Genomic DNA, 25,151 nt, shown 5'->3' with positions numbered 1-25,151 from the left:
CCGACCGCCCGCAACCACGCGCCGCGTTTCGCAACACCAGGCGCGCACAGACGCCAAAGAGCGGCTTTGGTTTTCTTCTGTCCGGAAATACTCCGGGGGGTCTGGGGGGCTGGCCCCCCAGCTCTCCTGTGGTCTGGGGGGCTGGCCCCCCAGCTGTCCTGTGGTCTGGGGGGCTGGCCCCCCAGCCATCCTGCGGTCTGGTGGGCTGGCCCCCGAGCTGTCCTGCTGTCTAGGGGGCTGCCCCCCGCCGTCCTGTGGTCCAAGCCGCTGGCCTCCAGGGTCTCTTGCGGATTGCGCGCCCAACAAGAGCCATCCCACGATCCTGACAAGCCCGGGCCGCTTCACGACGCTGCGATACCGGGGGGCGCGCGGCGCAGGCTCGCTCAGCGATACTGAACCATCGCGCGGGCTTCCTCTTCCGCCTTTTCACGATCGGACGGCGCCACGGCAAAGGCCACCTTTGTCGCCAGATCCTTGGAAATCATCGCCTCCAGCGCCAGCTTGAACCGGGTCCGTCGCGCCGCATGTCGCCGCAAGGCCACCACATCCCACACAAGCACTTCGGAGCCTTCCTCGATCCACGTGCTGGCCGACGACGCGCGCCGCGTCAGGTAGGCCACCTCGCCAATGAAGATCCCCGCAGGCATGGTGAACTGCGTGCCGCGTTTCTCGATGCGCGCGCGCCCCTCGATGAGGTAATAGAGCTGGCTCACCGCCACGCCTTCGGTCGTGACCTTGCGCGCATCGGTCAGCCGCAGTCGCGTGGCACAGCGCACAAGCGCGCGGAAATCTCCCGGCGGCATGTCATGGAACTGGGCATAGATGTCGCGATGCGCCCGCGGCACCGCAACCATGGAACGCCCGATCAACAGGGTCGACAAGCCGATCAGGTTCGCCGCGCCAAGCACCAGGGAGGTGTTGATTGCCGCCCAGAGCGGCGCCTCCGCGGCGGCCCAGTAATACCAGACGTAAAACCCCGTCCCCGCCAGCAGAAACAGCCGCAACACGACCTGATTCAGCGCAAGATAACCCAGAGCATGGCACCCCGCCGCAATCAGGACGAGAAGATCCGCGCTGATCCAACTTGCACCCATCACAAACCTTTCGCATCAATACGTCACGATTAGACCAAAGCGTGCCCCGGCACCAACTCCAAAATGCGCGAGGCCTGCGCCGGCATGCCACGCGAGGGATGTAAGGACAGGAAATGTTTCAGACTTTCGACGAGAGCGCCAGCCCCGAGCAAGGCCCGCCACGGCTCTCCGCCCTGCGAGACGCGATGGCGCGCGCCGGGGTCGAGGGCTTTCTTGTCCCTCGGGCCGATGTGCATCAGGGCGAATATGTCGCCGCACGCGATGACCGGCTCGCCTGGCTCACCGGCTTTACCGGCTCGGCCGGCTGGGCCGTGGTGCTTGAAGACCGCGCGGGCGTGTTTGTCGACAGCCGTTACCGGCTTCAGGTCCGCAGCCAGGTGGCCGCCCCTTTCGAGCCCGTGAACTGGCCCGAAACCGGCCTTGCGGACTGGATCAATGACAGCCTGTCCACGGGCAAGATCGGCTTTGACCCGTGGCTGCTGACCGTCGACCAGAAATCCGCGCTCGAGGCCCGGCTGAAAGGCGCAACGCTTTGTCCGGTTGCCAATCTGGTGGATGCGATCTGGGACGATCAACCCGCCCCGCCCCTTGGCGCCGTCATGGCACAGCCCGAAAATCTCGCCGGCGAAGCCCACCCGGACAAGATCGCGCGCCTCTCAAAAGCGCTTGGGCCCGCGCAGACTTGCGTGCTCACCCTGCCCGATTCCATTGCCTGGCTGCTGAACATCCGCGGCTCGGATATTCCGCGCAACCCGGTCGCGCATGGCTTCGTGCTGCTGCATGCGGCGGGTCATGTGGATCTCTTCATGGATCCGCGCAAGCTCACCGCGCTCGGCGCCCATCTTGGCGAGACCGTGCGCGTGCAATTGCCCGAGCGTTTTGAACAGGCCCTCGCGGCGCTCGATGGTCCCGTCGCGCTCGACCCCGCCTCCTGCCCCGTGGCTGTGACCGACGCGCTTGGCGAAACCGAGATCCTGCACAGGCCGGATCCCTGCCTCCTGCCCAAGGCGCGCAAGAACGCGGCCGAATTGCAGGGCGCGCGCGATGCGCATCACCGCGATGCCGTGGCGATGGCCCGCTTCCTTGCCTGGCTGGACGCGCAGGCCCCCGGCGATCTGACAGAGATCGCGGTCGCCCGGCGGCTCGAGGAAGAGCGCCGCGCCACCAATGCCCTGCGCGACATCTCTTTCGAAACCATCTCGGGGAGCGGCCCGAACGGCGCCATCGTGCATTACCGCGTCACCGAAAGCACGGACAGGCCCCTGGCCGGCGACAGCCTGCTATTGCTCGATTCCGGAGGCCAGTATCAGGACGGCACAACCGACATCACCCGCACTCTCGCCATTGGCGCTGCAAGCGCGGAGGAAAAGGCAGCCTTCACCCGAGTGCTCAAGGGGATGATCGCGGTCTCGCGGCTGCGTTTTCCCGCCGGGCTTGCCGGGCGCGATATCGACCCGTTTGCGCGCGCCGCGCTGTGGCAGGCCGGGCTCGACTACGGGCACGGCACCGGCCATGGCGTGGGCGCCTACCTGTCGGTGCATGAAGGCCCTGCCCGTATCGCCCGCACCGGCACGGTGCCGCTGGAACCCGGGATGATCCTGTCCAACGAACCCGGTTTCTACCGCGAAGGCGCCTTTGGCATCCGGATCGAGAATCTCATTGCCGTGCGCGAGGCGGAGCCACAGCCGGGTCAGACCCTCGAAACCCTGCTCGAATTCGAGACGCTGACGCTTGTGCCCATCGACACGCGCCTGATCGCGCCGGACCTTCTGGAGCCTTCCGAAAAGGCGTGGCTGAACGCGTATCACGCCCGCGTGCTTGGCGAAATCGGGCCGGCACTCGATGCCGCGACGCGGCACTGGCTATCCGATGCCTGTCGGGCTATCTAATCACCCAGACCGATAAAATCCTGACAAATGACCCCCGAGGAGACGACCAAATGGCCGATCACATTCGCATCCGCCCTGCAGAAGGAACCTGGGTTGTGCGTGCCGGAGGCGCCGTGCTGGGCGAATCCTCGAATGCGCTCGAATTGACCGAAGGCAGCGCCCCGTTTGTGATCTATTTTCCGCGCACGGACATCGCCATGGCGTTTCTGGAACGGACCGATCACAGCACCCATTGCCCGCACAAGGGCGACGCCTCCTATTTCTCGATCATGTCGAAGAGCCAGACCTACAAGAACGCCGTCTGGTCTTATGAAGCCCCCAAGGATGCGGTGGCCGAGATCAAGGATCACCTTGCATTCTATGCGCAGGATGGCGTGCTCGTAGAACAGGTCTGATCGCCTCCCCGCCCGGCACAACAGCCCCCCGCGATTTCGGACCGGCGGCACGTCACGCCGTTCCGCTGCACCACCAGACGCGATCTTGCCTCAAGACCGCGCGTCTCCGCGGTCCCGCGCAGCGGGGACTGATCCCTTGGTTCGGGGGCGGGCTGGCTCCACGGCGACCCTTCGGTTCGTGGGGGACTGGCCTTGTTGGCATGCGTCCCACTCCGCCCATCGCCGCATCGGCCCTGCAACCCGGCGGCGTGTTCCGAGCATCGCCGCTCTCCGGGAACTGCACCCGCAGAGATCCCGCGCGCGACCGTCACCGCCACAGCGCCCCTGCCGTCCGGGCGCGCCGACCCCGATACTGCATGTAAGCCCCCGTCTTCTCGGAAAGCCCGCCTGCGCGCCACACCGCCCCACCGATGCGCGCCTGTCGAGGCGGCACGGGCCGAGGATCACCGGCGTCAACGCTTGGCGGCGGACACCGGCCAACTTGCCGCGCATATGCGCATGATGGCGCGGTCCGTGGCGTCCATCGGACCGAAGGCCCAGGGCCGGAACCGGTGGCGCAACGCCTCCAGAACCACGTCCTGCTGATCCGCGCTTGCGACATAGCCAAAGCGCGCCGCATCGCTCAGGAACCCGTCTGCCGGCTGCGCGTCGGCCATGATGCGGGCCTGTGCTTCGATCGCTTGAGGCTGTGGCCGGATCGCCAGCCCGCGCCGGGCCAACCGCGCCCAGTCGAACCGGCGCCCCGGATCGATCTTGCGGCCCAGCGCCACGTCCGAATGGCCCAGCACCCGCTCCGGCGGGATCGACCAGCGCGCCATGATTTCTGCAATCAGCCGCTCCAGACGCGCCATCTGCGGCTCGGAAAAGGGCGAGAAGCCGTCATTGGCAATCTCGATGCCGATGGAGGCGGAGTTCACGTCATCGATGCCGCCCCATGCGCCTGCCCCCGCATGCCAGGCGCGGTGCTCTTCGCGGACAAGCTGCCAAAGCCGCCCATCCTCGGCCAGTACGTAATGCGCAGAGACCTGCGACTCGCCCGTGCAGAGCCAGTCCCGCGCGGCAACCGCGTCGGTCATCGCCGTGTAATGCAAAAGGACAATATCCGGCCTGGCGCCGCAGCGCCGGGGCCCGTGGTTCTCCGACGGGCACCACAGTGCATCGGCCGCGTCGCATGGCGGCCCGGCTGCGCGCTCATCCATGTCCGGCATTGGCCGGATCAGCCGCCACGCACCTTGCGGAAGGGCGTCGGATCCCACGAACAGGCAAAGCCGTCGCCATCCGGATCCATCCCGAGCCGGTCGCGTTCCGGGCCGCCACGCGCGAGGAAGTCTTCCTGCGCGAGATCGGAGGAGGTGTATTGCGCACAGGCCCGCCGGAACTTGTTTTCCTGATTGAGACCGCTGCGCCGGTACAGCGGCGTGCCGACCGGGTTCGTTGTCTGCAACGCGTAGGCCACGATGTTGGGCCCTGTATTGCCCGGACGCTGCGGCAGGTCCGTCGGCGTGACCAACTGGTATTGGGCGCGGTTCTGCGCGATCAGCCGCGCATCGGCCTCGATATCGCGCTGTCCGGCGACGCTGTCGAAATCATTTTCACCGGAAATCCCGGCCGCATTGTTGACGACGCGCGGTGCCGGGTTGCCGGGGCTGGCCTCCAGCGGCGTCACCCCGGAGTTGAGCGCGGCCGTGCGCGCCGGGTCCACCTGTTGCCCTGCGGCATCGAGCGTCGAGCCCTGCACCGCTGCGGGCGGCTGCACCGTGGTGCGTCCTTCGAGCTGCGCATCGCGCGCCGCGCGCTGCTGCTGGTAGGCGTCGTAATCGCCAAATCCAACGCCGCGGCCGGGATCGGGCACGCCGGCTGCGCTGTCGGGAATCTGTGGCTCACAGGCCACCAACCCCATCAGGGCCAAACCACTCAGAATTACGCGCATCACTTTACCTGCTCACTCGCCGTTTTCAGGGGATTTACCACCATTTTGCGGGCTTGGAAACAAAACCCGCCGCCTGCTCAAGCGCATAGGCGGTGTTCAGCAGATCGCCCTCTTCCCAAGGTCGTCCAATGAGCTGCAAACCCATCGGCAACCCATGCTTGTCGGTTCCGGTCGGAACCGCGATGCCGGGCAAACCGGCAAGATTCACGGTGACGGTAAAGACGTCGTTGAGATACATCTGCACCGGATCGTCCATCTCCATCCCCAGCGGGAAGGCCGAAGACGGCGTTGCGGGCGTCAGAATCGCATCAACCCCCTGTGCAAAGACCTCTTCGAAGTCGCGCTTGATCAGGGTGCGCACCTTGCGGGCGCGGTTGTAATAGGCGTCATAGAAGCCCGCCGACAGCACGTAGGTGCCGATCATCACGCGGCGTTTCACTTCGTTACCAAAGCCCTCTGCGCGGGTCTTTTCATACATCTCGGTGATGCCGTCGCCCTGCGCCAGCGTCGCGCGGTGGCCATAGCGCACGCCGTCGTAGCGCGCGAGGTTCGAGGACGCTTCTGCGGGCGCGATCACGTAATAGGTCGGCAGCGCGTATTTGGTGTGCGGCAGCGAGATATCGACGATCTTTGCACCGGCATCCTCCAGCATCTTGCGCCCCTCGGCCCAGAGCGTCTCGATCTCTTCCGGCATGCCCTCCATACGGTATTCGCGCGGAATGCCGATGGTCTTGCCCCGGATGTCCCCCGTCAGCATCGCCTCGAAATCGGGCACGGGCAGGTCCGCGGAGGTCGAATCCTTGGGGTCATGTCCGCACATCGCCTCAAGCATGATCGCGGCGTCGCGCACGTCCTTGGTCATCGGACCCGCCTGATCGAGCGAAGAAGCAAACGCCACGATGCCCCAGCGCGAGCAACGGCCATAGGTCGGCTTGATCCCGGTGATCCCGGTAAAGGCCGCCGGCTGCCGGATCGAGCCGCCGGTATCGGTGCCCGTCGCGCCAAGGCACAGATCCGCCGCCACGGCTGCCGCGGAGCCGCCGGAGGAGCCGCCCGGCGTCAGTTCCGCCTCGTCATTGCCGCGTTTCCACGGGTTGACCGCATTGCCGTAAACCGAGGTCTCGTTGGATGAGCCCATGGCGAACTCGTCCATGTTGAGCTTGCCAAGCATCACCGCGCCACGCTCGAAAAGCTGGCTCGACACCGTGCTTTCATATTCCGGCTTGAAGCCTTCGAGGATCCGAGACGCCGCCTGCGAGGGCACACCCTTGGTGCAGAACAGGTCCTTGATCCCGAGCGGAATGCCACAGAGCGCCGGCGCATCGCCCGCCTTGATCCGCGCGTCCGCCGCCTGCGCCTGCGCACGGGCGATCTCGGGCGTGTGATGGACAAAGGCATTGAGCGCACCCGCGCCCTCGATGGCCGCAAGGCAGGCCTCGGTCAGCGCCGCGCTCGTGGTCTCGCCCTTGCGCAGCGCGTCGCGTGCCTCTGCAATGGTCAGTTTCGTCAGATCGCTCATCTCGTCATCCCTCTCAAACGGCGGCCCGTCTGTCTGTTTCGCTGGCTCACTCGACCACTTTCGGCACGGCAAAGAAGCCCTCGCGCGCGTCGGGGGCGTTGGACAGGATCTTGTCCTGCTGGTTGCCATCGGTCACACCGTCCACGCGGCGCTTGAGCCGCATCGGCTCCACCGACACCATCGGCTCGACGCCCTCGACATCGACCTCGTTGAGTTCCTCGATGAAGCCGAGGATGCGGTTGAAGTCTTCCGCAAGCCCGGGCAGCGCATCGTCTTCAACCTTGATGCGTGCAAGCTTGGCCACGCGGGCAGCGGTGCTGGTATCAATGGACATGGGTCTCGGTCCTCTTGGGCGATGAAGCTCTCCGGGGCGCAGGCGGCCACCGGCAATATTGGCCTCGCGTCTACATTGGGTGCGCGCGCGTCGCAAGGCGGGCTTGCGTCCAGACGTGAATCATCCAGCCCAGCATGACCGCATTGAGCAGATGCCACAGGAAATGCGTGCCAAGGGGCAACAGCGGACAAAGCGGGGCATCGAGCGTCCGCGCCGTCAGCGACAGGACCAAAAGCCCCGCCCCGATAGCCAGACCCCGCGCCACCTCCGGCGCGCGCTGACGCAAGGCCAGCGCGTAGAGCGCGATCAGAAGCGGCACCGGCGCATAGACCGCCGATCCGCCCAGCGCCTCGATCCGGGCAAAGCCCCATCCCGTGAGCGCCGCGTAGGGAAAAAACAGCAGCGTGATGCCAAGGGCACGCCCCGGTGACACGCCCCAGAAGTCGCGCGTCGCGGCAAAGACATAGATCAGCACGAAGCCAAGGATCGGCACCACGTCAAGCAAGGCGGCCCAGGGCTGCGCCACCGTGTGAAACAGCGTGGAGCCAAGCCCGATCGCACCCAGACAGACACAGAGCACCCGCCCCAGACCGTCGGTCCGCCGCCAGAGCCACAGGGCCACGATCCCGAAGGCGAGGTTGGTGATCGCGTTGACCGGTTCGGCCCACAATCCCGGGCCCAGCCGTTCGCAATAGCCATCAATCGGTCTTGTCCAATCCATCGGTATGGTCTCTTGTCCACGCGGCTGCATCTATGGCGGCCGCTCCGGCGCGGGCATATGACGCCACCGACTGCTACGCCGTCAGCACCCTGACCGGCAACGCCACGGCGTTCAATCCTTCCCCCGCGGCGGGCCTTGCCCGCGCGACACACCCCGCCCGGCGATCCGCCATGCCGCTGCAACAGGCCATGCGCCCGCGACGGGCCTTGCCACAGCGAGCCTTCCGGAACTCTGCGACCGGCCTTCCTCCCCGACCGGCCTTGCCCTCGCAACCGGCCTTCCCTCCTATCAGACCCTGCCACTCCGACCAGCTCTGCTCTCGCAACCGAATGGGGCTCCCGGACCGGCCAGCCTCCCCCCTGGCCCTGCCAGTCCTACCGGCCCTGCCCTCCCGACCCAACGGAACTCCGGGACCGGCCAGCCCCCCCAACAAACCCTGCCCTTGCGACCGGCCTCACCTCCGCGACCGGCGTTGCCACAGCGATCCTTACGGGGCACCGGGACCGGCCTTCCTTCCCGTCAGACCCTGCCACTCCGACCAGCCCTGCGCCCGCGACCCAACAGAACTCCGGGACCGGCCAGCCTGCCGCAATTGCCCCGGACCCAGACCAGCGTGATCCCCGTCAACCCGTCGCGCAGGCCATCCTGCCCTGCCCTCCGCGCGCCGCTCTGGACGCCGCGCGCCCGCCCGTTAGACTGTCGGCCAAGACCAAACCGCGGAGGACATCATGCAAATCATCTGGCTTGGGCACGGATCATTTCGAATCGAAATCGGCAAGGAGGTGCTCTTGGTCGATCCCTGGATCACCGCCAATCCAATGATGAAAGGCCATGACGCCGAGGCCGCGACCGCAGGGGCGACACGCATTCTCGTGACCCATGGGCATTTCGACCATGCGACGGAAATCGCACCGATTTCCAAGTCCACCGGCGCACCGGTCTATGCCATTCCCGAGTTGGTCGGGATCCTGACCGCGCAAGGCGCGGCGGAGGGTGCCGGCTTCAACATGGGCGGCACGGTGCATTTCGACGGGGTCAGCGTGACAATGGTGCCTGCCTCGCACAGCTCAAGCTACGTGATGGATGACAAGCCGGTCTACACAGGCACCGAGGCGGGATTCATGATCAGCGGCGAGGGCCATATGATCTATGTCTCCGGCGATACCGGGATCATGGCGGACATGGATTGGATGGGCGACTATTTCAAACCCGATATCGGCATCCTGTCGGCGGGCGGTCACTACACCATGGACATGGCACAGGCTGCCTATGCCGCGCGCCGCTATTTCGATTTCAAGACCGTCATCCCGTGCCACTACAAGACCTTCCCGCTTCTGGAACAATCGGCGGAGGGACTGAAGGCGGGACTGCCCGGGGTGGACGTCATCGAGCCGGACGTGATGAAGCCCATCCAACTCTAGCGCAGAGGGCCGTGGCCCGCGCTGACGTCAGGATCCCGCGCCAGAACCACGGCCCGTTGCCGGGCCATGCCGCTTCGCCCCACGGGGCCTCTCTGCCGCGTCGCGCATCGCGGCGCGTGGCGCGATCGGTCGGCGCCGTCAGGGCATCTGGATCATCTTGCGCTCGAACTCCGCGCGGCCGGTGGACAGGTCGTCATAGGTCAATTCCACCACCACCCGCTCGATCGACCCCGCCGGGAAGCGCTGATAGATCACCGCATCCTGCGGGATCGCATTGGGGGCGTTTGTCTCTTCAAGGCAGGGCGGCAGCGGCCACGCCTCCGGCGCCGCGCCATTGATTCCCACATGCGCCGCCTTGAGACCACAGCGCCACGCAAGGATATGGGTCATGTAAAGCAGGTCCTGACCGTCCCAGTCGCGCACCGCCACCCAATTGGCCTGGGTTGCCTGCAGGATCGGCTTGACCTCGACAGCGGTGGTGAAACGCCCCGTGGGTTCCTGTGGCTCGGCGGTAAAGGCGGAGCGCGCGCGCGCCTGCCCGCCTGACGCCTCCGCCGCCCCAACGGCCTGCGGTCGCTGCGCCGGCGCCTCGGCGACGGGCGCCACTGCAACGCTTGCCGAGTCGCCCGCGTCCGCGGCGCCCACGACACTGCCCGCCTCCGGGGCGCTCCCGCCGCCGCCAAGCGCCACGGCAATCCCGATCAGAAGAATATCGATCATTTCAAACCCCTTCTTTACAAATTCACAGCTTTTTCGGCCTAACCCTGTCTCTGCCCATGACGCAGCATGGCTGCACGGTCGGATCAGTCGCAGGATGGCACGAATGACCCAGCCCCGGAAGTCGGCATCTCCCGACCTGCCCGCGCACCGGAACAGCACCGCGCGCCCGGGCTATCCCGATCGCGGCGGGACGAAGGCCGCCGGGAGCACCTTTGCGAGCGGCCACCGCGTCCGGCCCCATGCAACCGGGATGCATGCAACCGGGATCGTCGCCGGGACCACGGAAAAAGGGGATTCCCAAGTTGCGACCGAAGGCACCGGGCTGGGCGCCACCCGGGCCGGCCCGACAGAGACCGGCGCTACTTGGACCAACGCCGCCGGAGCCGACCCGACAAAGACCGGCGCCACCCGAACCAAGACCACCGGAACCGACGCAGCGGAAACCGATACCACAGGGATGAACGCCCAAGCGGCGGACCCCGACGAAACCGCTGCCACCGGGGCGCCCGCCGCAACAACCGCTGCCGTCGGAGCGCACCCCGCCGGGAGCCGCCCGCGCAGCCCCGCTGACGGGCCACGCGACGCAAGCGCTTCAGCCGCGCTCCCCCCGCACACGGACACCGCCGCCGCAACGCCACCCTCCGCACGCAACGCACCGGTCAACGTGCTCATCGTCGCGCAGGACGGGCGGCTTGCCTTTGAGGCCGTGCTTTTTGCGGCCTCATTCGCGCGGTTCAACCGCGCGGGGCGCTTCCGGCTTTGGGTGGCGGAGCCGCAACCCGGTCCGCTCTGGCCAAAGGATCCGCGCATCGCGGACGCAGCGATCCGGGATCTTCTGACGGGGTTCGGCGCACGGATCGTGCCCTTTGAAAGCCGGCATTTCGGCGCGACCTACCCTATCGGCAACAAGATCGAAGCGCTGGCCGCCCTGCCCGAAGGAGAGCCCTTCGTCTTCTTCGACACCGATACGCTGATCCTCTCCGACCTCGCGGCGGTGCCCTTCGATTTCGACCGCCCCACCGCGTCGCTGAACTGCGAAGACACCTGGCCCAAGATCACGCTCTACGGGCCGGGCTACACCGAAATCTGGCGCGCGCTCTACGATCAGGAAGGGCTCGATTTCGAAACCAGTCTCGACCGGGGTCAGCCCGAAGGTTACTGGCGCCGCTATCTCTATTTCAACGCGGGCTTTTTCTTCTATCGCTGCCCGCGGCTGTTCGGCGCGCGGTTTCTCGCAACCGCGCTGCGCATCCGCGATGCGCCCCCCGCCCAACTGGCCGGTCAGGCGACACAGCCGTGGCTTGATCAGATCGCGCTGCCGCTGGTGATCCACGGGCTTGGCGGCGGGCGCGACACCTTGCCGAGCGGGCTGCTCGATGGCACGGTGAGCTGCCACTATCGCAGCCTGCCGCTGCTCTATGCGCGCGAAGCCGACAGCACCGTTGCGCTGCTTGAAGCGCTGGCCGCGCCAAACCGGGTCAAGAAACAGCTCAAGCGCTACGCGCCGTTTCGGCACATGATCTATCACGGGCGCGGTCACAAGGCGCGCGCGCTATTCGACCGCGCGGCCTTACCCAAGCGGGAAAAGACGCTCCGCAACCAGCTTCGGAAAGCCGGCTACTGGATGCGGTGACCTCGCCCAATCGTGCCTGCCCCCGCGGGCCCGCCTACACATGCCGGAGCACCGGTGCCGCACCACATAAGCCTCGCCAGCCCGGGCCCGACCTCACGCGGATGAACACGCGCGCCCGAACATCCGTGCCTTACCGGACAAGGTTGCCCGGACAGGCCCGGCCACACGGGCTTGCCTGCACATGCCCGCCCACATATGCCGGAACACAGATGCTGCGCGACTTAAGGAGGCCCGTAAGGCCCCCTGACCAGCACCCCCATGCGGCAAAGCTCACCCCTCCGAACACGGGTGCCGCGCCACACAAGGCTGACCAAACCTGACCGCCGAAACGGACCGGCCCACACAGGCCCGACCACTCTGGCCTGCCCCCCTGCGCGCACCGTCAAGCCCACCGATGACGCCGCCGCCATGCTAGGATGAGACCCAAATTCATGCTAGGATGGGAGCAAAACCGGAAGGTGGCCCATGGAAGATCACGCCCCCATCGACGTTACGTCAGACGCCGGCACACAGGCGCAGCCAGAACCAAAAACGATGCCCAGCGACCCCGGCGCGGTCACCCTTCTTGTGGGGACAACCAAGGGGCTGTTTCTGGTCACCGGCGGCGCGGACCGCACACATTGGCATGTCTCCGGGCCGCATTGCGACGGATGGACGATCAACCACGCAACCGGTGATGCGCACACCGGGCGGATCTGGGCCGTGGGAGGCAATGAGTGGCACGGCGCGGGTGTCTGGCGATCCACCGATGGCGGCGCCAGCTTCGCGAGCCAAAAGCTGGCGGATGGCGAGATGGACGCCTGGATCCGCAACGACCCCGACGCTGCCGCACTGTTCGGCGTCGAGCCACAACCGCCCGCGCCCTTCACCGGTCAGGTCGACGCGTTGTGGTCCGTGGCGCGCGCGGGCGACACGCTTTATGCCGGCGCCAAGCCCGCAACCCTGTTCGAAAGCCGGGATGACGGACAGACTTGGTCCGAGGTCACCGGGCTGAGCAACCACGAAAGCCGCGACAGTTGGAACCCCGGCGCGGCGGGCATGACGCTGCACACGATCGTGCCCGACCCGGCCGATCCCGCCCGGCTCTGGATTGCGATCTCCGCCGCGGGGGTCTTTGCCACCGAGGATGGCGGCAGCACATGGACCCGGCGCAACCGGCTTTCCAACGCCGAGCGGTGTGCGTCGCACCCGCCCCACCCGGCCGCCCCAAGCGACGGGCAGACCGGGCATTGCGTGCACAACATGGTGCGCACGGGCGATGGCACGACGCTCTATCAACAAAACCACCACGGCACCTATCGCTCCCGCGATGACGGGCGCAGCTGGGACGACATCACCGACGGGCTGCCATCGACCTTCGGGTTTCCCATCGCGGTACACCCGGGCAAGCCGCACACGATCTGGACCTTGCCGCTGAACGGCGACAGCGCCGGGCGGTATCCGCCCGATGCGCGCGCGGCGGTCTGGCGGTCCCGCGATGGCGGCGACAGCTGGGAGGCCTGCCGCCGGGGCCTGCCGCAGGAGGCGTGTTTCTTCACGGTGCTGCGGCAATCGATGAGCGTGGATGCCCACCAGGCCGCGGGGCTCTATTTCGGCACCAATACCGGATCGATCTTTGCCACGCTGGACGAGGGTGACAGCTTCATGGAGATTGCCCGACATCTGCCAACCGTGCTTTGCGTGGAGGCGATCACCGCCTGACCGTTGGCGCGGATCTTTGCGCGCGATGCCACGGCGTCGCGCGGATGCCGTTTGCACGCCCTCCCCCCATGACCCGCCGCGCAATCGCGGCATGGCGCATCCGGACGCGCCGCGCCCTACGTGTCCACGGCCCGCCCAAGGCACCCCCGGTCATGCGCCCCGCCCCGCGTGCCCACGGCCCGCCCAAGGCACCCCCGGTCATGCGCCCCGCCCCGCGTGCCCACGGCCTGCCCAAGGCACCCCCGGTCATGCGCCCCGCCCCACGCGTCCACGGCCTGCCCAAGGCGCCCCCGGTCATGCGCCGCGCCCCGCGTGCCCACGGCCTGCCCAAGGCGCCCCCGGTCATCAAGCCTCCCATTGCGGGAACGCTGTCACCCAAGGGTGCGACACAGGCCCTGCGCCGTTCCGAATTAACCCGCCTGCGCAGAACATCCGCCTTTTCACGCGCGGCACCAGTGATCCGGTTGTCGCGGGAGACGGTTGGGTCTACCCATAGAAAAAACCACAGAACCAGGGAGACACCCATGTCCGACGCTCCGTCTTTTGGCTTTGACACGCTACAGATCCACGCGGGAAGCCGCCCCGACCCGGCAACCGGCGCCCGTCAGACGCCGATCTACCAGACCACGGCCTATGTGTTCCGGGACGCAGAGCACGCCGCGGCGCTCTTCAACCTTCAGGAAGTGGGCTACATCTACTCCCGCCTGACCAACCCGACCGTCGCCGTGCTTCAGGAACGGGTTGCCACCCTCGAAGGCGGCGCCGGCGCGGTTTGCTGTTCCTCGGGCCACGCGGCGCAGATCATGGCGCTGTTCCCGCTGATGGGGCCGGGCAAGAACGTGGTGGTCTCCACCCGTCTCTACGGTGGCACGGTCACGCAGTTCTCGCAGACGATCAAGCGCTTTGGCTGGTCCGCCAAGTTTGTCGATTTCGACGACACCGATGCGGTCGCGGCGGCCATCGATGACGACACGCGCGCGGTATTCTGTGAATCCATCGCCAACCCCGGCGGCTACATCACCGATCTCAAGGCGATCGCCAAGGTTGCCGACGCCGCCGGTCTGCCGCTGATCGTCGACAATACCTCCGCCACGCCCTACCTCTGCCGCCCGATCGAGCATGGCGCGACGCTGGTGGTGCATTCGCTGACGAAATACCTCACCGGCAACGGCACCGTAACCGGCGGCGTCGTGGTGGACAGCGGCACGTTCGACTGGGCAGCCTCCGGCAAATTCCCCTCGCTGAGCGAGCCGGAGCCCGCCTATCACGGCCTGAAGTTCGCCGAGACCTTCGGCCCGCTGGCGTTCACCTTCCACGGCATTGCCATCGGGCTGCGCGATCTGGGCATGACGCTCAACCCGCAGGCCGCGCATTACACGCTGATGGGCATCGAAACCCTGTCGCTGCGCATGGAGCGCCATGTGCAGAACGCGGTCGAGGTGGCCGGCTGGCTCGAAGGGCATGACGCGGTGGCCGGGGTCACCTATGCGGGCCTGCCCTCCTCGCCCTATCACGGTCGTGTCAAGACGATCTGCCCGAAAGGCGCCGGCGGTCTGTTCACCGTGAAGCTCAAGGGCGGCTACGAGGCTTGCGTGAAATTTGTCGACAGCCTCGAAATCTTCAGCCACGTGGCCAACCTTGGCGACACGCGCAGCCTCGTGATTCACTCGGCATCCACCACCCACCGTCAATTGACGCCAGAGCAGCAGGAAGCGGCCGGAGCCGCGCCGGACGTCGTGCGGATCTCCATCGGGATCGAGGATGCCAAGGACCTGATCGCCGATCTCGATCAGGCGCTGGCCAAAGCCTCGGCCTGATTGGGGTCCTCTCGCAAGGCGCCGGGCCGGCGTCTTGCAGCCAAAACCGCGTGCGCCGGTCAACCAATGACTGGCGCGCGCCCACGTGTCCAAACCTGCGCCCCGTGCCGCGTCTTTGTGGACATCGCAGCGGGACGTGAGCGAACTGCATCGGGGCCGGCAGCACGGTCTTCGTCTGACCGCTGCTCGCGCCATCGGTCAGATCGCAGGACTGACACAGGAGTCCGCGCCGCCCGGCTGCGCCCCCCGGCTCTGCCCCATCCCGCCCTATCCATCCAGGTGTCAACCCGACCACAAGCGCGTTGGAGCACCTGCCTCGGATCACAGGAGCGCCCCGGGGGCGCCCTGCCATCACGGCGCCGTCAACGGGATTGTCCCGCACCATATCCGCGGTGGAGGGTATCACAGGATCACCTCGCGCGCGGGAGGCCACCCCACTCTTTGCAGCACGCCCCCAATCGCCGCATCAGGTCGGGGATCTCACGACCAAGTCCCGCCCCCGGGCGGCGATCCGCCCGACCACCGCAGCGCGGCGCAAGCGCCCGCCAGATAGAGACGCCACCCTGTGACCACACAGACGATCGCGCCCAGCGCCCAGCGCCCAGACCGCCACGGCTAAATTGTCGGGAGGTGCCAAACAGCCCAACGGGCCGCACATCTCCCGGTCAAGGCGCTTTCGCGTTGACCGGTCCGCAGGGGCTTTCACCGGCATTCAACGCGCGGTCAGACGGTTCAAACGCCCGAACCATCCCACGCGCCTTTGCGCATTCATGCGCATGCGATGTGCATGACATGTGCATGGATTGTGCAGCGCGGTTTTACCCCGAGCCCAGCGGGGCGTCAGGCCCACAATGGCGCTATCCGCGCGGCATCTTGAGGGACAGGCTTCTGCTGCCCTTGCGGTAGCGCAGCTCGGAGGTGTTGATGGACTGCACCCGCCCCCCGTCGAGCGTATCGCCCACCTTGACCTTCACATACCGGCCGTTCGGCATCCGCACCAACGCCCGGCGATTGGATTGCGTGCCATAGACGCCGATCAGGCTGATCCGGTTCAGGTTGATGGCATTGCGCACCGTCGCGGACCGCGCAACCGATGCGCTGCTTGGCAAACGCGGCTGAACCACGCGCGGCGCGGCGGCGGCAGTCACAGCAGAGGCTGTTTGTACCGGAGCCGGGTTGGCTTCCGCGCGCGCGCGGGCGCGCTCGACGATGGCCTGCATGTTGCGGGGCCGGGTGACCGGAGGCAGCGACGCGACCACCGCCTGTTCGGTTGCCTGCGGTGCGTTGCGCGCGGCTTCTTCCTGCGCCGTCACCGGGCGCATGACCGGACGGAAAGCCGCAAGTTCGCTCCGCGAGATGCCCTGCAATTCGGCGCGTTCATACTGCTCGACGAGATCGGACGGGCGCGCCTCGGGCCGCTTGTCGCGCAGCGCCGGATCGCCCAAAGCCCCGGCATCCGCCCCGTCTTCGCCATCCGGATCCGGCGTGGCTTGCGGCTGGCGCAATGGCGGGGTCACTGGCGGACGCCCCGTGTAGATCCGCAAGCCTTCCGGCGACAAAGCGCCCTCCGGCGTGGCGCGCACAAGACCGCGGGCGTCGAAATCGAACAGCATCCCGGCAGGCGGAGGCAACCCGGGGTCCTCAAGCCCTGCTTCCGGCGCAATTTCAACCGCTTGGGGCAGAGCGACGGCGTCAAACTGCTGCACATCCGGATCGATCGACGCGACATAGACATCATCGACACCGCCTGTCGGCAGGTTCAGCGGCGCAGCGGGAGCGCGTTGCCAGATCCCCGTCGCGGCATAGGTGGCCGCGGCCTGCTCGGGCGACAGCGCTTCGCGTTGGACCGGCTCCGCAAGCCCGGGCCGGGCATCAAGGCCGGGCCGGGCATTGGGCATTGCGTCGGCCGCCTCGTCAAGCGCGGCAATCAACGTGTCTTCTGCTTCTTCGGCGGCACCGGACCCATCTGCCTCGGTCACAGCGTCAAGCGTGGCGTCCTCGGGCGTCTCCTCTGGACTGCTCAGCGCCACGGGGGCCGTCTCACGCACGTCCGGCAGTTGCGCCACCGCTTCAACTTCGGGCTCTGAGCGGAAGAACCGCGCAAGACCGTTGTCGAGGAATACCGAGGCCCAAGCCGCGACGCCGGCAAGAAACAGAAGCAACCCGGCTGTCAGCATCAACCCGAGGAAACGCGGTTTGCCCCCCACCCGATCCCGGCCCCGCGCACCAAAGACCGTCATGCGCTCGCGCTCATTGTCCGGATCGTCCACGAAGCTTGCGATCGCGGCGGCCCCACCGGTTGCCGTGAGGCTCGGTGCCGCGCTTGAGGAGTCATCAGCCGCGCCCGGACGCAGGGACGCCTTTGCAATCAGGGCATCCGGTTGCTTGGTGTCGCCCCCTGCCGCGGTTGCCAAGGGCGTTTTGACCGTCGGGGCTTTCGGCGTTGCCACGATCGGTTTCGCAACGGTGGGTCCGTCTTTTGGCGCGCTCCGTTGAGCCCCGGTTTTATCTTCCTCCGGCCCGGTGCGGCGGCCCAGATTGCGGGCCTGCGCCACCTTCTGACGCAGCGCATGCGCCGGGTGCGGAGGCGATACGGGCACACGGTCCGGCGGAGGCGGCGCTTCGGCGCGCGGGTCTGCCTTGGCTTGTGACGTGCCCCCTCTGCTGAACAGCCCACCGGAGCGTTCCAGCAAGGATTTCCGTGCCTTGGGGGCTGCGGGTTCGATCCCGCCACTGGTCACGCCTGCGGTTGTTTCCGTGCCCTTGTCGGCGGTTTCGTCTGGCTTTGCGCCAAGCCGGAACGGCCGGGGCGCGCGGGGGATTGCCCGATCGCGACCCGGCTCGCGGGTTGCGCGAATGGTGGAGAAGGTCGGCTTTATCGCCTGCTCGGCCTCTGTCCCCTCCTCCGCGTCTTTTGCCTCAGTCCTTGCGTCATTATCCGCGTCATCACCCTGTGTTTTGGCCGAACCGTCCTCGGGTGGGGACACTGGGGCCGACAGCGGGTCTGGCACCGCTTCGTAGACATCCTCGAAACTGATGTCCGTTTCTTCGAGATCGGTTTCCGGGGCACCGGTCTCTGCCACGAAGAGCGCGCTGCCATCGCGCTCAGAATTTGGCGCGTCCTTGGGGCCGCGTGCCTCTTCGAGAGCGGAGAACGCCTCTTTGGCGAGGGTCTCATCGGTTTTCCCGCCACTCGTGCGCGCGGCTGCCAGATCGACGGCCGGCGGCGCCGGGAGATCGCCTTTGTCTTTCTGTTCCGACCCCGAGACGGGCGCGCCCTCGGACAAGGCTGACCCCGCTATCCGGGCTTCTTCGGGCTTGGATGCTTTGGGGTCGGATTCATCGGCTGTGATTGCCGGGGCTTCGGTTGCGGGGGCTTCGGATTCATCGGCTGTGATTGCGGGGGCTTCGGTTGCGGGGGCTTCGGTTGCGGGTGGTTCCGTTGCGGCGGGCTCGGTTTCGGCAGGCCGGAAATCTGCGGACGTCGGCTCACCTGTGTGTGCCGGCCCGGCTGCGGAGTCCCCGCGCTGTGCCTTCGATGACGCATCCGCGCCGGACGCATCATCAAGGCCCGACACCTCTTCCTGCTCTCCGGTCCCGGCGCCGACAGCGGTGGCGCCCGTGTCCGACCGATCAGGGCTCGCCCCGGGCGGGTCCTGCACCGCGATATCCGACCCGGAAGTCTGGCTCGGCTCAGAGAGAGACCCCTCGGCCTCCGTAAATCCGCGCGGTTCCGCGTCTGGAACCGCGGTCGTTGGCGCCTCGGGCGTCTGCGCTTCGGTTTGCGGCTCCGGGCCAGTAGCCTCCAGATCAGCAGGGTCCGCGCTATCCTCGGCGGTCTGGTCCGCGGCATCCGATCGCGCGGCCTGCTCCAGAGCCAGCTTGGTCGGCGTCAGCGCCGCCTCGTCCGCAGGAATGGCCACAATGGCGCTGCGTGGCCGCTCGGGCGGCTTTCCGCTCCAGTCTTCGGCCGCACCGAAGAACACGGCACCCTGAAACGCGTTGTCCGGCGCGATGGCCAGATGGGCTTGCGGCAGGAACCCGTGCGCCTTGGCAAAGCCTTCCGCCTCTTCCAGCGTTTCACGCGCCACAGCGGCCACATGCATCGTGCCGCCGGCAATCTCGTGGTCGTGCACAAGCTCCGACACGGCATAGGGTGTCGCGCCGTCAAGCGCGGCTTCGACCGCCTGCGTGACCACCTCGGGGGCATCCGACGCCGGGGCCGGAATCGACAGGTAGCGAATCTGGGCGTTTGGAATGATGAGGCCCAGCCGATTGGCATTTGGATGCAGCCCGGTGGCGCGGCTCTTCAGGCGCTGCATGCCCTCGTCGAGACTCTCGGGGTCGAGGGTGATCTCGTCAAGAATGGCCCAGCCTTTCGGCATACGCCGCAGGAACTGGATGCCGTCGAAAGACAGGGAGAGTGCGAAATTCAGCTTCATGAGCGCCTTGTTAGCAGTCTGCCGCGTCAGAGGGGAGTCCGGTGCCCCCTTGCTGCCAGTGTAAGGGCAAGTTGCTGCCGACGCAAAGAAAACCGCGTCGGACAAGGACTTGCTGCGCATGCCCCTTCAGGCAAAGATAGGATCTGCGTCGGCCGGTGCAAGCCGGCGCGCACGGATCAACCGGGGAGTGCCCTCATGGCGACATCGGCTATGCTGCAAATCAACCGCCAATCCCGGTGCCACGGGGTGTTTGCGAGACTGCGCGAGACCGCCCGCATGGCACAGGCGCAGGTCTCGCGCGCGGCGCTGGCAACCGGGCTTGCGCTGGCGCTCCTGTCCGATCCCGTCCACGCCGAAACGGCCGCTGCGGGCACGATCTCCGTGCGCGGCGAGGCACGGGTCTCGGCCAGTCCGGACATGGCCACGATCACGCTGGGCGCGGTGCATGTGGACAAGGATGCCGTTGCGGCGATGGATGCAACCTCTGCCGCCTTGCGCAGCATCATCGCCCAGCTTGAAGCGCTCGGGGTCGCCGGGAGGGACATGCAAACCGCCAACCTGATGCTGACCGAGCGCGAACGCTTCGATCAGGATCGTGGCGCGCCGGTATCGATTGGATTCGAGGCGCGCAATACGCTGACAGTGCGGCTGCGCGACCTCGATCTGGTCGGCCGCGTGCTGGCGGACGTGCTGGATCAGGGCGCCAACCGCCTGCAAGGGCTTCACTTTGGCCTGCAGGACCCCTCACCACTCGAAAACAAGGCGCGGCGGCTTGCGGTCGCCGACGCGCTGGCTCGAGCCAAGCTCTATGCCGATGCCGCAGACGTGCCGCTTGGTCCGGTGGTGCAAATCTCGGATATTCCGGCCTCGGGCGAGCCGCAGCCAAGAATGGCCGAACGCGCGTTTATCGCCGACGCGGCGTCGAGCGTGCCTATCGAGGCTGGCGAGATCGAGGCCTATGCGGCGGTCACCGTGGTTTTTGCCATCGCCGACCCGCGATAACCACGCGCGTCATCTCTCGCCATGCCCGGCAGCCCGCAGCACGGGCCCGGGCCCGGCTTTCTCGCGCCTCAGCGATCTCGCATTTGCTGCGCCAGCAGTGCGAGGATCTCCGCCTTCGGATCCGCGACGCGGCCTTGTTTGTAGCCATCTCCGAAATCAGCCCGGATATCGGGATCGTCGAGATTTTGGGCCAGTTTGGACGCCGCACGGATCAGCTCTGCATACCACCAGAAGTATTTGCTCTCGCCGCCTGCGACGCGGTTGACGTAATGCATCCGCGCCGAACAGGTCTTGAGGAGCGTTTCAAGCTCGTCCGGATTGTTCCATTTTTCCGTCAAACGGCGCGATCCACCATCATCTTCTTGATCTCGGCAATCGCGAGCGCGGGGTTGAGACCTTTCGGGCAGGTCCGCGCGCAGTTCATGATCGTGTGGCAGCGATAGAGCTTGAACGGATCCTCGAGCTCGTCGAGACGCTCGCCCGTTGCCTCATCGCGGCTGTCGATGATCCAGCGATACGCATGCAGCAGCGCCGCCGGTCCGAGGTAGCGATCGCCGTTCCACCAGTAGGACGGGCAGGACGTGGAGCAGGACGCGCACATCACGCATTCATAGAGCCCGTCGAGCTTCTTGCGGTCCTCAATGGATTGGCGCCACTCTTTTGCGGGCCGGTTGGTCTTGGTTTCCAGCCAGGGCATGATGCTCGCATGCTGAGCGTAGAAGTGGGTGAGATCGGGAATGAGATCCTTGACCACCGGCATGTGCGGCAGCGGGTAGATCTTGATATCGCCCTTGATCTCGTCGAGACCGTAGATGCAGGCCAGCGTGTTGATCCCGTCGATATTCATCGCGCAGGACCCACAGATCCCCTCCCGGCAGGAGCGGCGGAAGGTCAGCGTCGGGTCGATTTCCGTCTTGATCTTGATCAGCGCGTCAAGAACCATCGGCCCGCAGCTGTCCATATCGACCCAATAGGTGTCGACCCGCGGGTTTTCCCCGTCATCCGGGTTCCAGCGATAGATCTGGAACTTGCGGATGTTGTTCGCGCCTTGCGGCTTCGGCCAGGTCTTGCCGGTGCGCACGGTGGAATTCTTGGGCAGTGTGAATTGAACCATGTCGGAGCCTTTCGCTAAACGATCATTGCGGGCGTCTCTCGGCGTGTGGAGACGCGGGCGGATTTGTGTCTTTCGATGATGCGCGGTGATGTTCTTCCAGAACGGCATCGCGCACTTCAGGCAGCATTTCAACGAGCGCCTGACGCAGTGGCTTTTCGAGGCCCAACGCATTGATACGATGGGCAAAGGGCAGCAAGCTGGGCGGAAGGCCGACTTTTTCGTCGGGCACGTCTTCCAGCGTATCGAGCACGTCTTGGGGCACCCCGATCGCCCGGAGCATGCCATGCCCCCAACGATCACCGGAGGCAATTTCGTCTTCCATGCGAAAGACCATGAGCCTCTCGCCCCAATAGGCGCGTGCGTCCTCCACCATCCGGTCGAGATTTTCCGCCGGTCCCATCGCGGCGACCCAATCCTCGAACCTCTCGGCCGTGCCCTTCCGCCTTGAGAAGAACTTGTAGGCAGAGCGTTGGTGCGCCGCCGCCTCCCGGGTCATCAGCATCCATGTGAGGCGGCACTCGCCAAAGGCGCTTTCGACGGCGGAGATCGCCTTCACGGGGCCTTTGTGAAACGGCGTGTTGTAGAGGTTCTTCACGCGCCAACCCGGCAGGTTTTCGTGCGAGATAAGGACACGCGGCTCCCTGAGCCGGGCCACGCTGTCCGCGAGAGACCGTGCAGAGCGTCGCAGGTGCAGACGGGTGGCAAGCGCGTTGCGGCGCGGGTTGCCGATGCGGCCCGCCTGCTTTGAAAAATCCACCAGCTCGGGCGAGTCTGTCACGACGGCAAGGCCACTGGCAGCAAGCCGCCCGGCATTATGGCGCAGCATGGCCTGAAAGGTCGAGGTGCCGGTTTTCGGAAATCCGACATGCACGAACACTGTCTTGGTTGCCTGCTGCGCCTTGGTCGCCATCAGAACGTGCGCTCTTTCGGCGCGATCTTCTTGAGCGAGATGCCGCCCTGCGACTCCTCGGTCAGCGGATCCTTGATGACCGGACGGTGCGTCAGCTGCACGGCGGCGTCATCGACGCGCGCAACCGTATGGACGCGCCAATTGTCATCATCGCGCGTGGTGAAATCCTCATGCGCGTGCGCGCCACGGCTTTCCTTGCGCGCCTCGGCAGAGACGATGGTGGCAAGCGCATTGGGCATCAGGTTGGTCAGCTCCAGCGTTTCCATCAGGTCGGAATTCCACACCAGGCTGCGGTCTGTCACCTTGATGTCGCGCATCTTTTCGGCCACGGCGGTCATCCGCTTGACACCCTGCGCCAATGTCTCGGAGGTGCGGAACACGGCGGCGTCTTCCTGCATGGTCTTTTGCATCTCCAGCCGCAGCTCCGCAGTCGGCAACGCGCCATCGGCATGGCGCACCGTGTCGAAGCGGTCAAACGCCTTGTCGATCTCGGAGACGGGTGCGGTGGGCACGGCGGTAGAGGGATCGACCACCTTGCCCGCGCGGATCGCTGCTGCCCGGCCAAAGACCACGAGGTCGATGAGCGAGTTGGAGCCCAGACGGTTCGCGCCGTGCACGGAGGCACAGCCCGCCTCGCCCACGGCCATAAGGCCCGGCACGATGGCGTTGGGGTCTTCCTCGGAGGGGTTGAGCACCTCGCCCCAGTAGTTCGTCGGGATGCCGCCCATGTTGTAGTGCACCGTGGGCAGGACCGGGATCGGTTCCTTGGTGACATCGACACCGGCGAAGATGCGCGCGCTTTCCGAGATACCCGGCAGACGCTCGGCCAGCGCCTCTTTGGGCAGGTGCGAGAGGTTCAGGTGGATGTGATCCCCACCCGTGCCAACACCACGGCCTTCGCGGATTTCCATCGTCATGCAGCGCGAGACATAATCGCGCGGCGCGAGATCCTTGTAGTTGGGCGCGTAGCGTTCCATGAACCGCTCGCCCTCGGAATTTGTGAGATAGCCGCCCTCGCCGCGCGCGCCTTCGGTGATGAGGCAGCCCGAGCCGTAGATGCCCGTGGGGTGGAACTGCACAAATTCCATGTCCTGGAGCGGCAGGCCCGCGCGCGCCACCATGCCGCCGCCGTCGCCGGTGCAGGTATGCGCGGAGGTGGCCGAGAAATAGGCGCGCCCGTAACCGCCGGTCGCGAGCACGACCATCTTGGCGTTGAACACATGCATCGTGCCGTCATCGAGTTTCCAGCAGAGCACGCCTTTGCATTCACCATCCTCCATCAGCAGGTCGATGGCGAAATACTCGATGTAGAATTCGGCGTTGTTCTTGAGCGACTGGCCATAGAGCGTGTGCAGGATGGCGTGGCCGGTGCGGTCGGCGGCGGCACAGGTGCGTTGCACCGGGGGGCCCTCGCCAAACTCGGTTGTGTGGCCGCCAAAGGGGCGCTGGTAGATCTTTCCCTCTTCGGTGCGGCTGAACGGCACGCCGTAATGCTCAAGCTCGTAGACCGCCTTTGGGGCCTCGCGGGCGAGATATTCCATCGCGTCTGTATCGCCGAGCCAGTCGGAGCCCTTGACGGTGTCATACATGTGCCACTGCCAGTTGTCGGGGCCCATGTTGGACAGCGACGCGGCGATGCCGCCCTGTGCGGCGACGGTGTGCGAGCGGGTCGGGAAAACCTTGGTCACGCAAGCGGTGCGCAACCCCTGCTCGGCCATGCCCAGCGTCGCGCGCAGACCGGCGCCGCCCGCGCCCACCACAACCACGTCGTAGTCGTGGCTTTCGTATTCATATGCAGCCATTCGATTGCTTTCCTTACCTTATTCCACAAAACCAAAGTGACGAGCTGTGCGCTCTATACTTCGGCAGTGTGCGGTTTTGCTGCTTTCGCTCATGCTCTGAAGGTCGAACGAGGCACCATCAGTCATCATGCGGAGTTTACTCGGAAATCCCATATCCGACCCATCAGTATTACCGTCTATCCACACTTCGATCGCATCTTGATTATAGTGCAGCTGGCAGAACTCTTCTGAAGCAAGCAAAGAACCCAATTCCTGAGCCTTCTGCATACTGTCAAAGGACTGAGCCGCCGTGAACGAAGGAACATGGCTTAGTACGAGAATGAATGCGGTCAAAGAGAGTGTTGGCTTCATCGTCTCTGCTTCACTTTTTGGGCCGCGTAAAAAGGACCAAAAGCCCAAGAATTATGTCACCGATCACCCAAATGGAAAGGATCAGTGCAACTCCAATCCCGGTGCCTATTTGTGCTCCGGCAAGTTCTGCTCCAGATAATCCGGCCTGCGTATCAACGGCTGCTCCAGTTCCACCGACCAACCAAACCAACATCAAAATATTGAATAGGATAAAGGTCCATTTGATAAGCACCCCGAAAAATCCGCGTTTTGGTTTTCTTAAAGGATGTCCACACTTCGGACAGTCGAAAGCCTTCTCCGACACATCGTTCCCACAAGATGGGCAAGAAATAATGGCCATTAGACAAATCCTAGAT

At 65.8% G+C, this 25,151-nt stretch carries 21 protein-coding genes; 7 read left to right on the top strand and 14 right to left on the bottom strand.

Annotated features, from left to right (window positions below; translation table 11 throughout):
* Positions 1-383 precede the first annotated feature (383 nt).
* Positions 384-1,094 carry a cyclic nucleotide-binding domain-containing protein gene (locus J1C49_RS03050; RefSeq protein ID WP_227444324.1) on the bottom strand — a complete coding sequence of 237 codons (711 nt, stop codon included), beginning with the start codon at positions 1,092-1,094 and terminating at the stop codon, positions 384-386.
* 113 nt (positions 1,095-1,207) lie between these two features.
* Here J1C49_RS03050 and J1C49_RS03045 point away from each other — a divergent pair, with 113 nt between their 5' ends.
* Entirely contained in the window at positions 1,208-2,983 is a 1,776-nt protein-coding gene (locus J1C49_RS03045) for an aminopeptidase P family protein (RefSeq protein WP_227444323.1), read from the top strand.
* 50 nt (positions 2,984-3,033) lie between these two features.
* Positions 3,034-3,378: a DUF427 domain-containing protein gene (locus tag J1C49_RS03040; protein WP_227444322.1), complete on the top strand. Its 345-nt coding sequence runs from the start codon at positions 3,034-3,036 to the stop codon at positions 3,376-3,378.
* Between the two features lie 452 nt (positions 3,379-3,830).
* Here J1C49_RS03040 and J1C49_RS03035 read toward each other — a convergent pair whose 3' ends face one another.
* The 5 genes from J1C49_RS03035 to J1C49_RS03015 form a co-directional block, all read right to left on the bottom strand.
* Complete coding sequence (locus J1C49_RS03035) at positions 3,831-4,577, bottom strand: N-acetylmuramoyl-L-alanine amidase (RefSeq protein WP_227444407.1); 747 nt, start codon at positions 4,575-4,577, stop codon at positions 3,831-3,833.
* A gap of 17 nt (positions 4,578-4,594) precedes the next feature.
* Complete coding sequence (locus tag J1C49_RS03030; protein ID WP_227444321.1) at positions 4,595-5,308, bottom strand: hypothetical protein; 714 nt, start codon at positions 5,306-5,308, stop codon at positions 4,595-4,597.
* 34 nt (positions 5,309-5,342) lie between these two features.
* The gene (gene gatA, locus J1C49_RS03025; RefSeq protein ID WP_227444320.1) at positions 5,343-6,827 is read right to left on the bottom strand and encodes an Asp-tRNA(Asn)/Glu-tRNA(Gln) amidotransferase subunit GatA; all 1,485 of its coding nucleotides are present in this window, start codon (positions 6,825-6,827) and stop codon (positions 5,343-5,345) included.
* A 46-nt stretch (positions 6,828-6,873) separates the two neighbouring features.
* Complete coding sequence (gatC, locus tag J1C49_RS03020; protein ID WP_227444319.1) at positions 6,874-7,161, bottom strand: Asp-tRNA(Asn)/Glu-tRNA(Gln) amidotransferase subunit GatC; 288 nt, start codon at positions 7,159-7,161, stop codon at positions 6,874-6,876.
* Between the two features lie 70 nt (positions 7,162-7,231).
* Entirely contained in the window at positions 7,232-7,882 is a 651-nt protein-coding gene (locus J1C49_RS03015; RefSeq protein ID WP_227444318.1) for a ceramidase domain-containing protein, read from the bottom strand.
* Positions 7,883-8,610: 728 nt separating this feature from the next.
* On the opposite strand from J1C49_RS03015, the gene J1C49_RS03010 reads away from it, so the two are divergent.
* Complete coding sequence (locus tag J1C49_RS03010) at positions 8,611-9,303, top strand: metal-dependent hydrolase (RefSeq protein WP_227444317.1); 693 nt, start codon at positions 8,611-8,613, stop codon at positions 9,301-9,303.
* A 138-nt stretch (positions 9,304-9,441) separates the two neighbouring features.
* Here the strand turns inward: J1C49_RS03010 and J1C49_RS03005 are convergent, their stop codons facing one another.
* Entirely contained in the window at positions 9,442-10,023 is a 582-nt protein-coding gene (locus tag J1C49_RS03005; RefSeq protein WP_227444316.1) for a hypothetical protein, read from the bottom strand.
* A gap of 664 nt (positions 10,024-10,687) precedes the next feature.
* Between J1C49_RS03005 and J1C49_RS03000 the strand changes: the two genes are divergently transcribed.
* From J1C49_RS03000 to J1C49_RS02990, 3 genes are all read left to right on the top strand, one after another.
* Complete coding sequence (locus tag J1C49_RS03000; RefSeq protein WP_227444406.1) at positions 10,688-11,656, top strand: hypothetical protein; 969 nt, start codon at positions 10,688-10,690, stop codon at positions 11,654-11,656.
* A gap of 534 nt (positions 11,657-12,190) precedes the next feature.
* On the top strand, positions 12,191-13,357 hold the full coding sequence (locus J1C49_RS02995) for a sialidase family protein (protein ID WP_227444315.1): 1,167 nt from the start codon (positions 12,191-12,193) through the stop codon (positions 13,355-13,357).
* A gap of 524 nt (positions 13,358-13,881) precedes the next feature.
* Complete coding sequence (locus J1C49_RS02990) at positions 13,882-15,174, top strand: O-acetylhomoserine aminocarboxypropyltransferase/cysteine synthase family protein (protein WP_227444314.1); 1,293 nt, start codon at positions 13,882-13,884, stop codon at positions 15,172-15,174.
* 857 nt (positions 15,175-16,031) lie between these two features.
* Here the strand turns inward: J1C49_RS02990 and J1C49_RS02985 are convergent.
* Positions 16,032-19,616: a hypothetical protein gene (locus tag J1C49_RS02985; protein ID WP_227444313.1), complete on the bottom strand. Its 3,585-nt coding sequence runs from the start codon at positions 19,614-19,616 to the stop codon at positions 16,032-16,034.
* 195 nt (positions 19,617-19,811) lie between these two features.
* Between J1C49_RS02985 and J1C49_RS02980 the strand changes: the two genes are divergently transcribed.
* Complete coding sequence (locus J1C49_RS02980) at positions 19,812-20,618, top strand: SIMPL domain-containing protein (RefSeq protein WP_227444312.1); 807 nt, start codon at positions 19,812-19,814, stop codon at positions 20,616-20,618.
* A 68-nt stretch (positions 20,619-20,686) separates the two neighbouring features.
* On the opposite strand, the gene J1C49_RS02975 is transcribed toward J1C49_RS02980, so the two are convergent.
* The 6 genes from J1C49_RS02975 to J1C49_RS02950 are packed head-to-tail and all read right to left on the bottom strand — an operon-like array spanning position 20,687 to position 25,135.
* Positions 20,687-20,956, bottom strand: coding sequence for a hypothetical protein (locus J1C49_RS02975; RefSeq protein WP_227444311.1), 270 nt, complete (start codon positions 20,954-20,956; stop codon positions 20,687-20,689).
* Positions 20,953-21,732 (bottom strand): succinate dehydrogenase iron-sulfur subunit, encoded by a 780-nt coding sequence (locus J1C49_RS02970; protein WP_227444310.1) that lies wholly within the window; start codon positions 21,730-21,732, stop codon positions 20,953-20,955. Before J1C49_RS02970 ends, J1C49_RS02975 begins: the two co-directional genes overlap by 4 nt.
* A gap of 22 nt (positions 21,733-21,754) precedes the next feature.
* Complete coding sequence (locus J1C49_RS02965) at positions 21,755-22,642, bottom strand: hypothetical protein (protein WP_227444309.1); 888 nt, start codon at positions 22,640-22,642, stop codon at positions 21,755-21,757.
* The gene (gene sdhA / locus J1C49_RS02960) at positions 22,642-24,444 is read right to left on the bottom strand and encodes a succinate dehydrogenase flavoprotein subunit (protein ID WP_227444308.1); all 1,803 of its coding nucleotides are present in this window, start codon (positions 24,442-24,444) and stop codon (positions 22,642-22,644) included. The genes J1C49_RS02965 and sdhA overlap by 1 nt, the downstream gene beginning before the upstream one ends.
* Positions 24,445-24,462: 18 nt before the next feature.
* Positions 24,463-24,795 carry a hypothetical protein gene (locus tag J1C49_RS02955; RefSeq protein ID WP_227444307.1) on the bottom strand — a complete coding sequence of 111 codons (333 nt, stop codon included), beginning with the start codon at positions 24,793-24,795 and terminating at the stop codon, positions 24,463-24,465.
* Between the two features lie 10 nt (positions 24,796-24,805).
* Positions 24,806-25,135, bottom strand: coding sequence for a zinc ribbon domain-containing protein (locus J1C49_RS02950; RefSeq protein ID WP_227444306.1), 330 nt, complete (start codon positions 25,133-25,135; stop codon positions 24,806-24,808).
* Positions 25,136-25,151: the final 16 nt, after the last annotated feature.

The organism is Cognatishimia sp. F0-27 (genome assembly GCF_020667845.1).
Taxonomy (GTDB): Bacteria; Pseudomonadota; Alphaproteobacteria; order Rhodobacterales; family Rhodobacteraceae; genus JAFMPQ01.
This window is presented reverse-complemented; position numbering and strand designations above follow the sequence as displayed.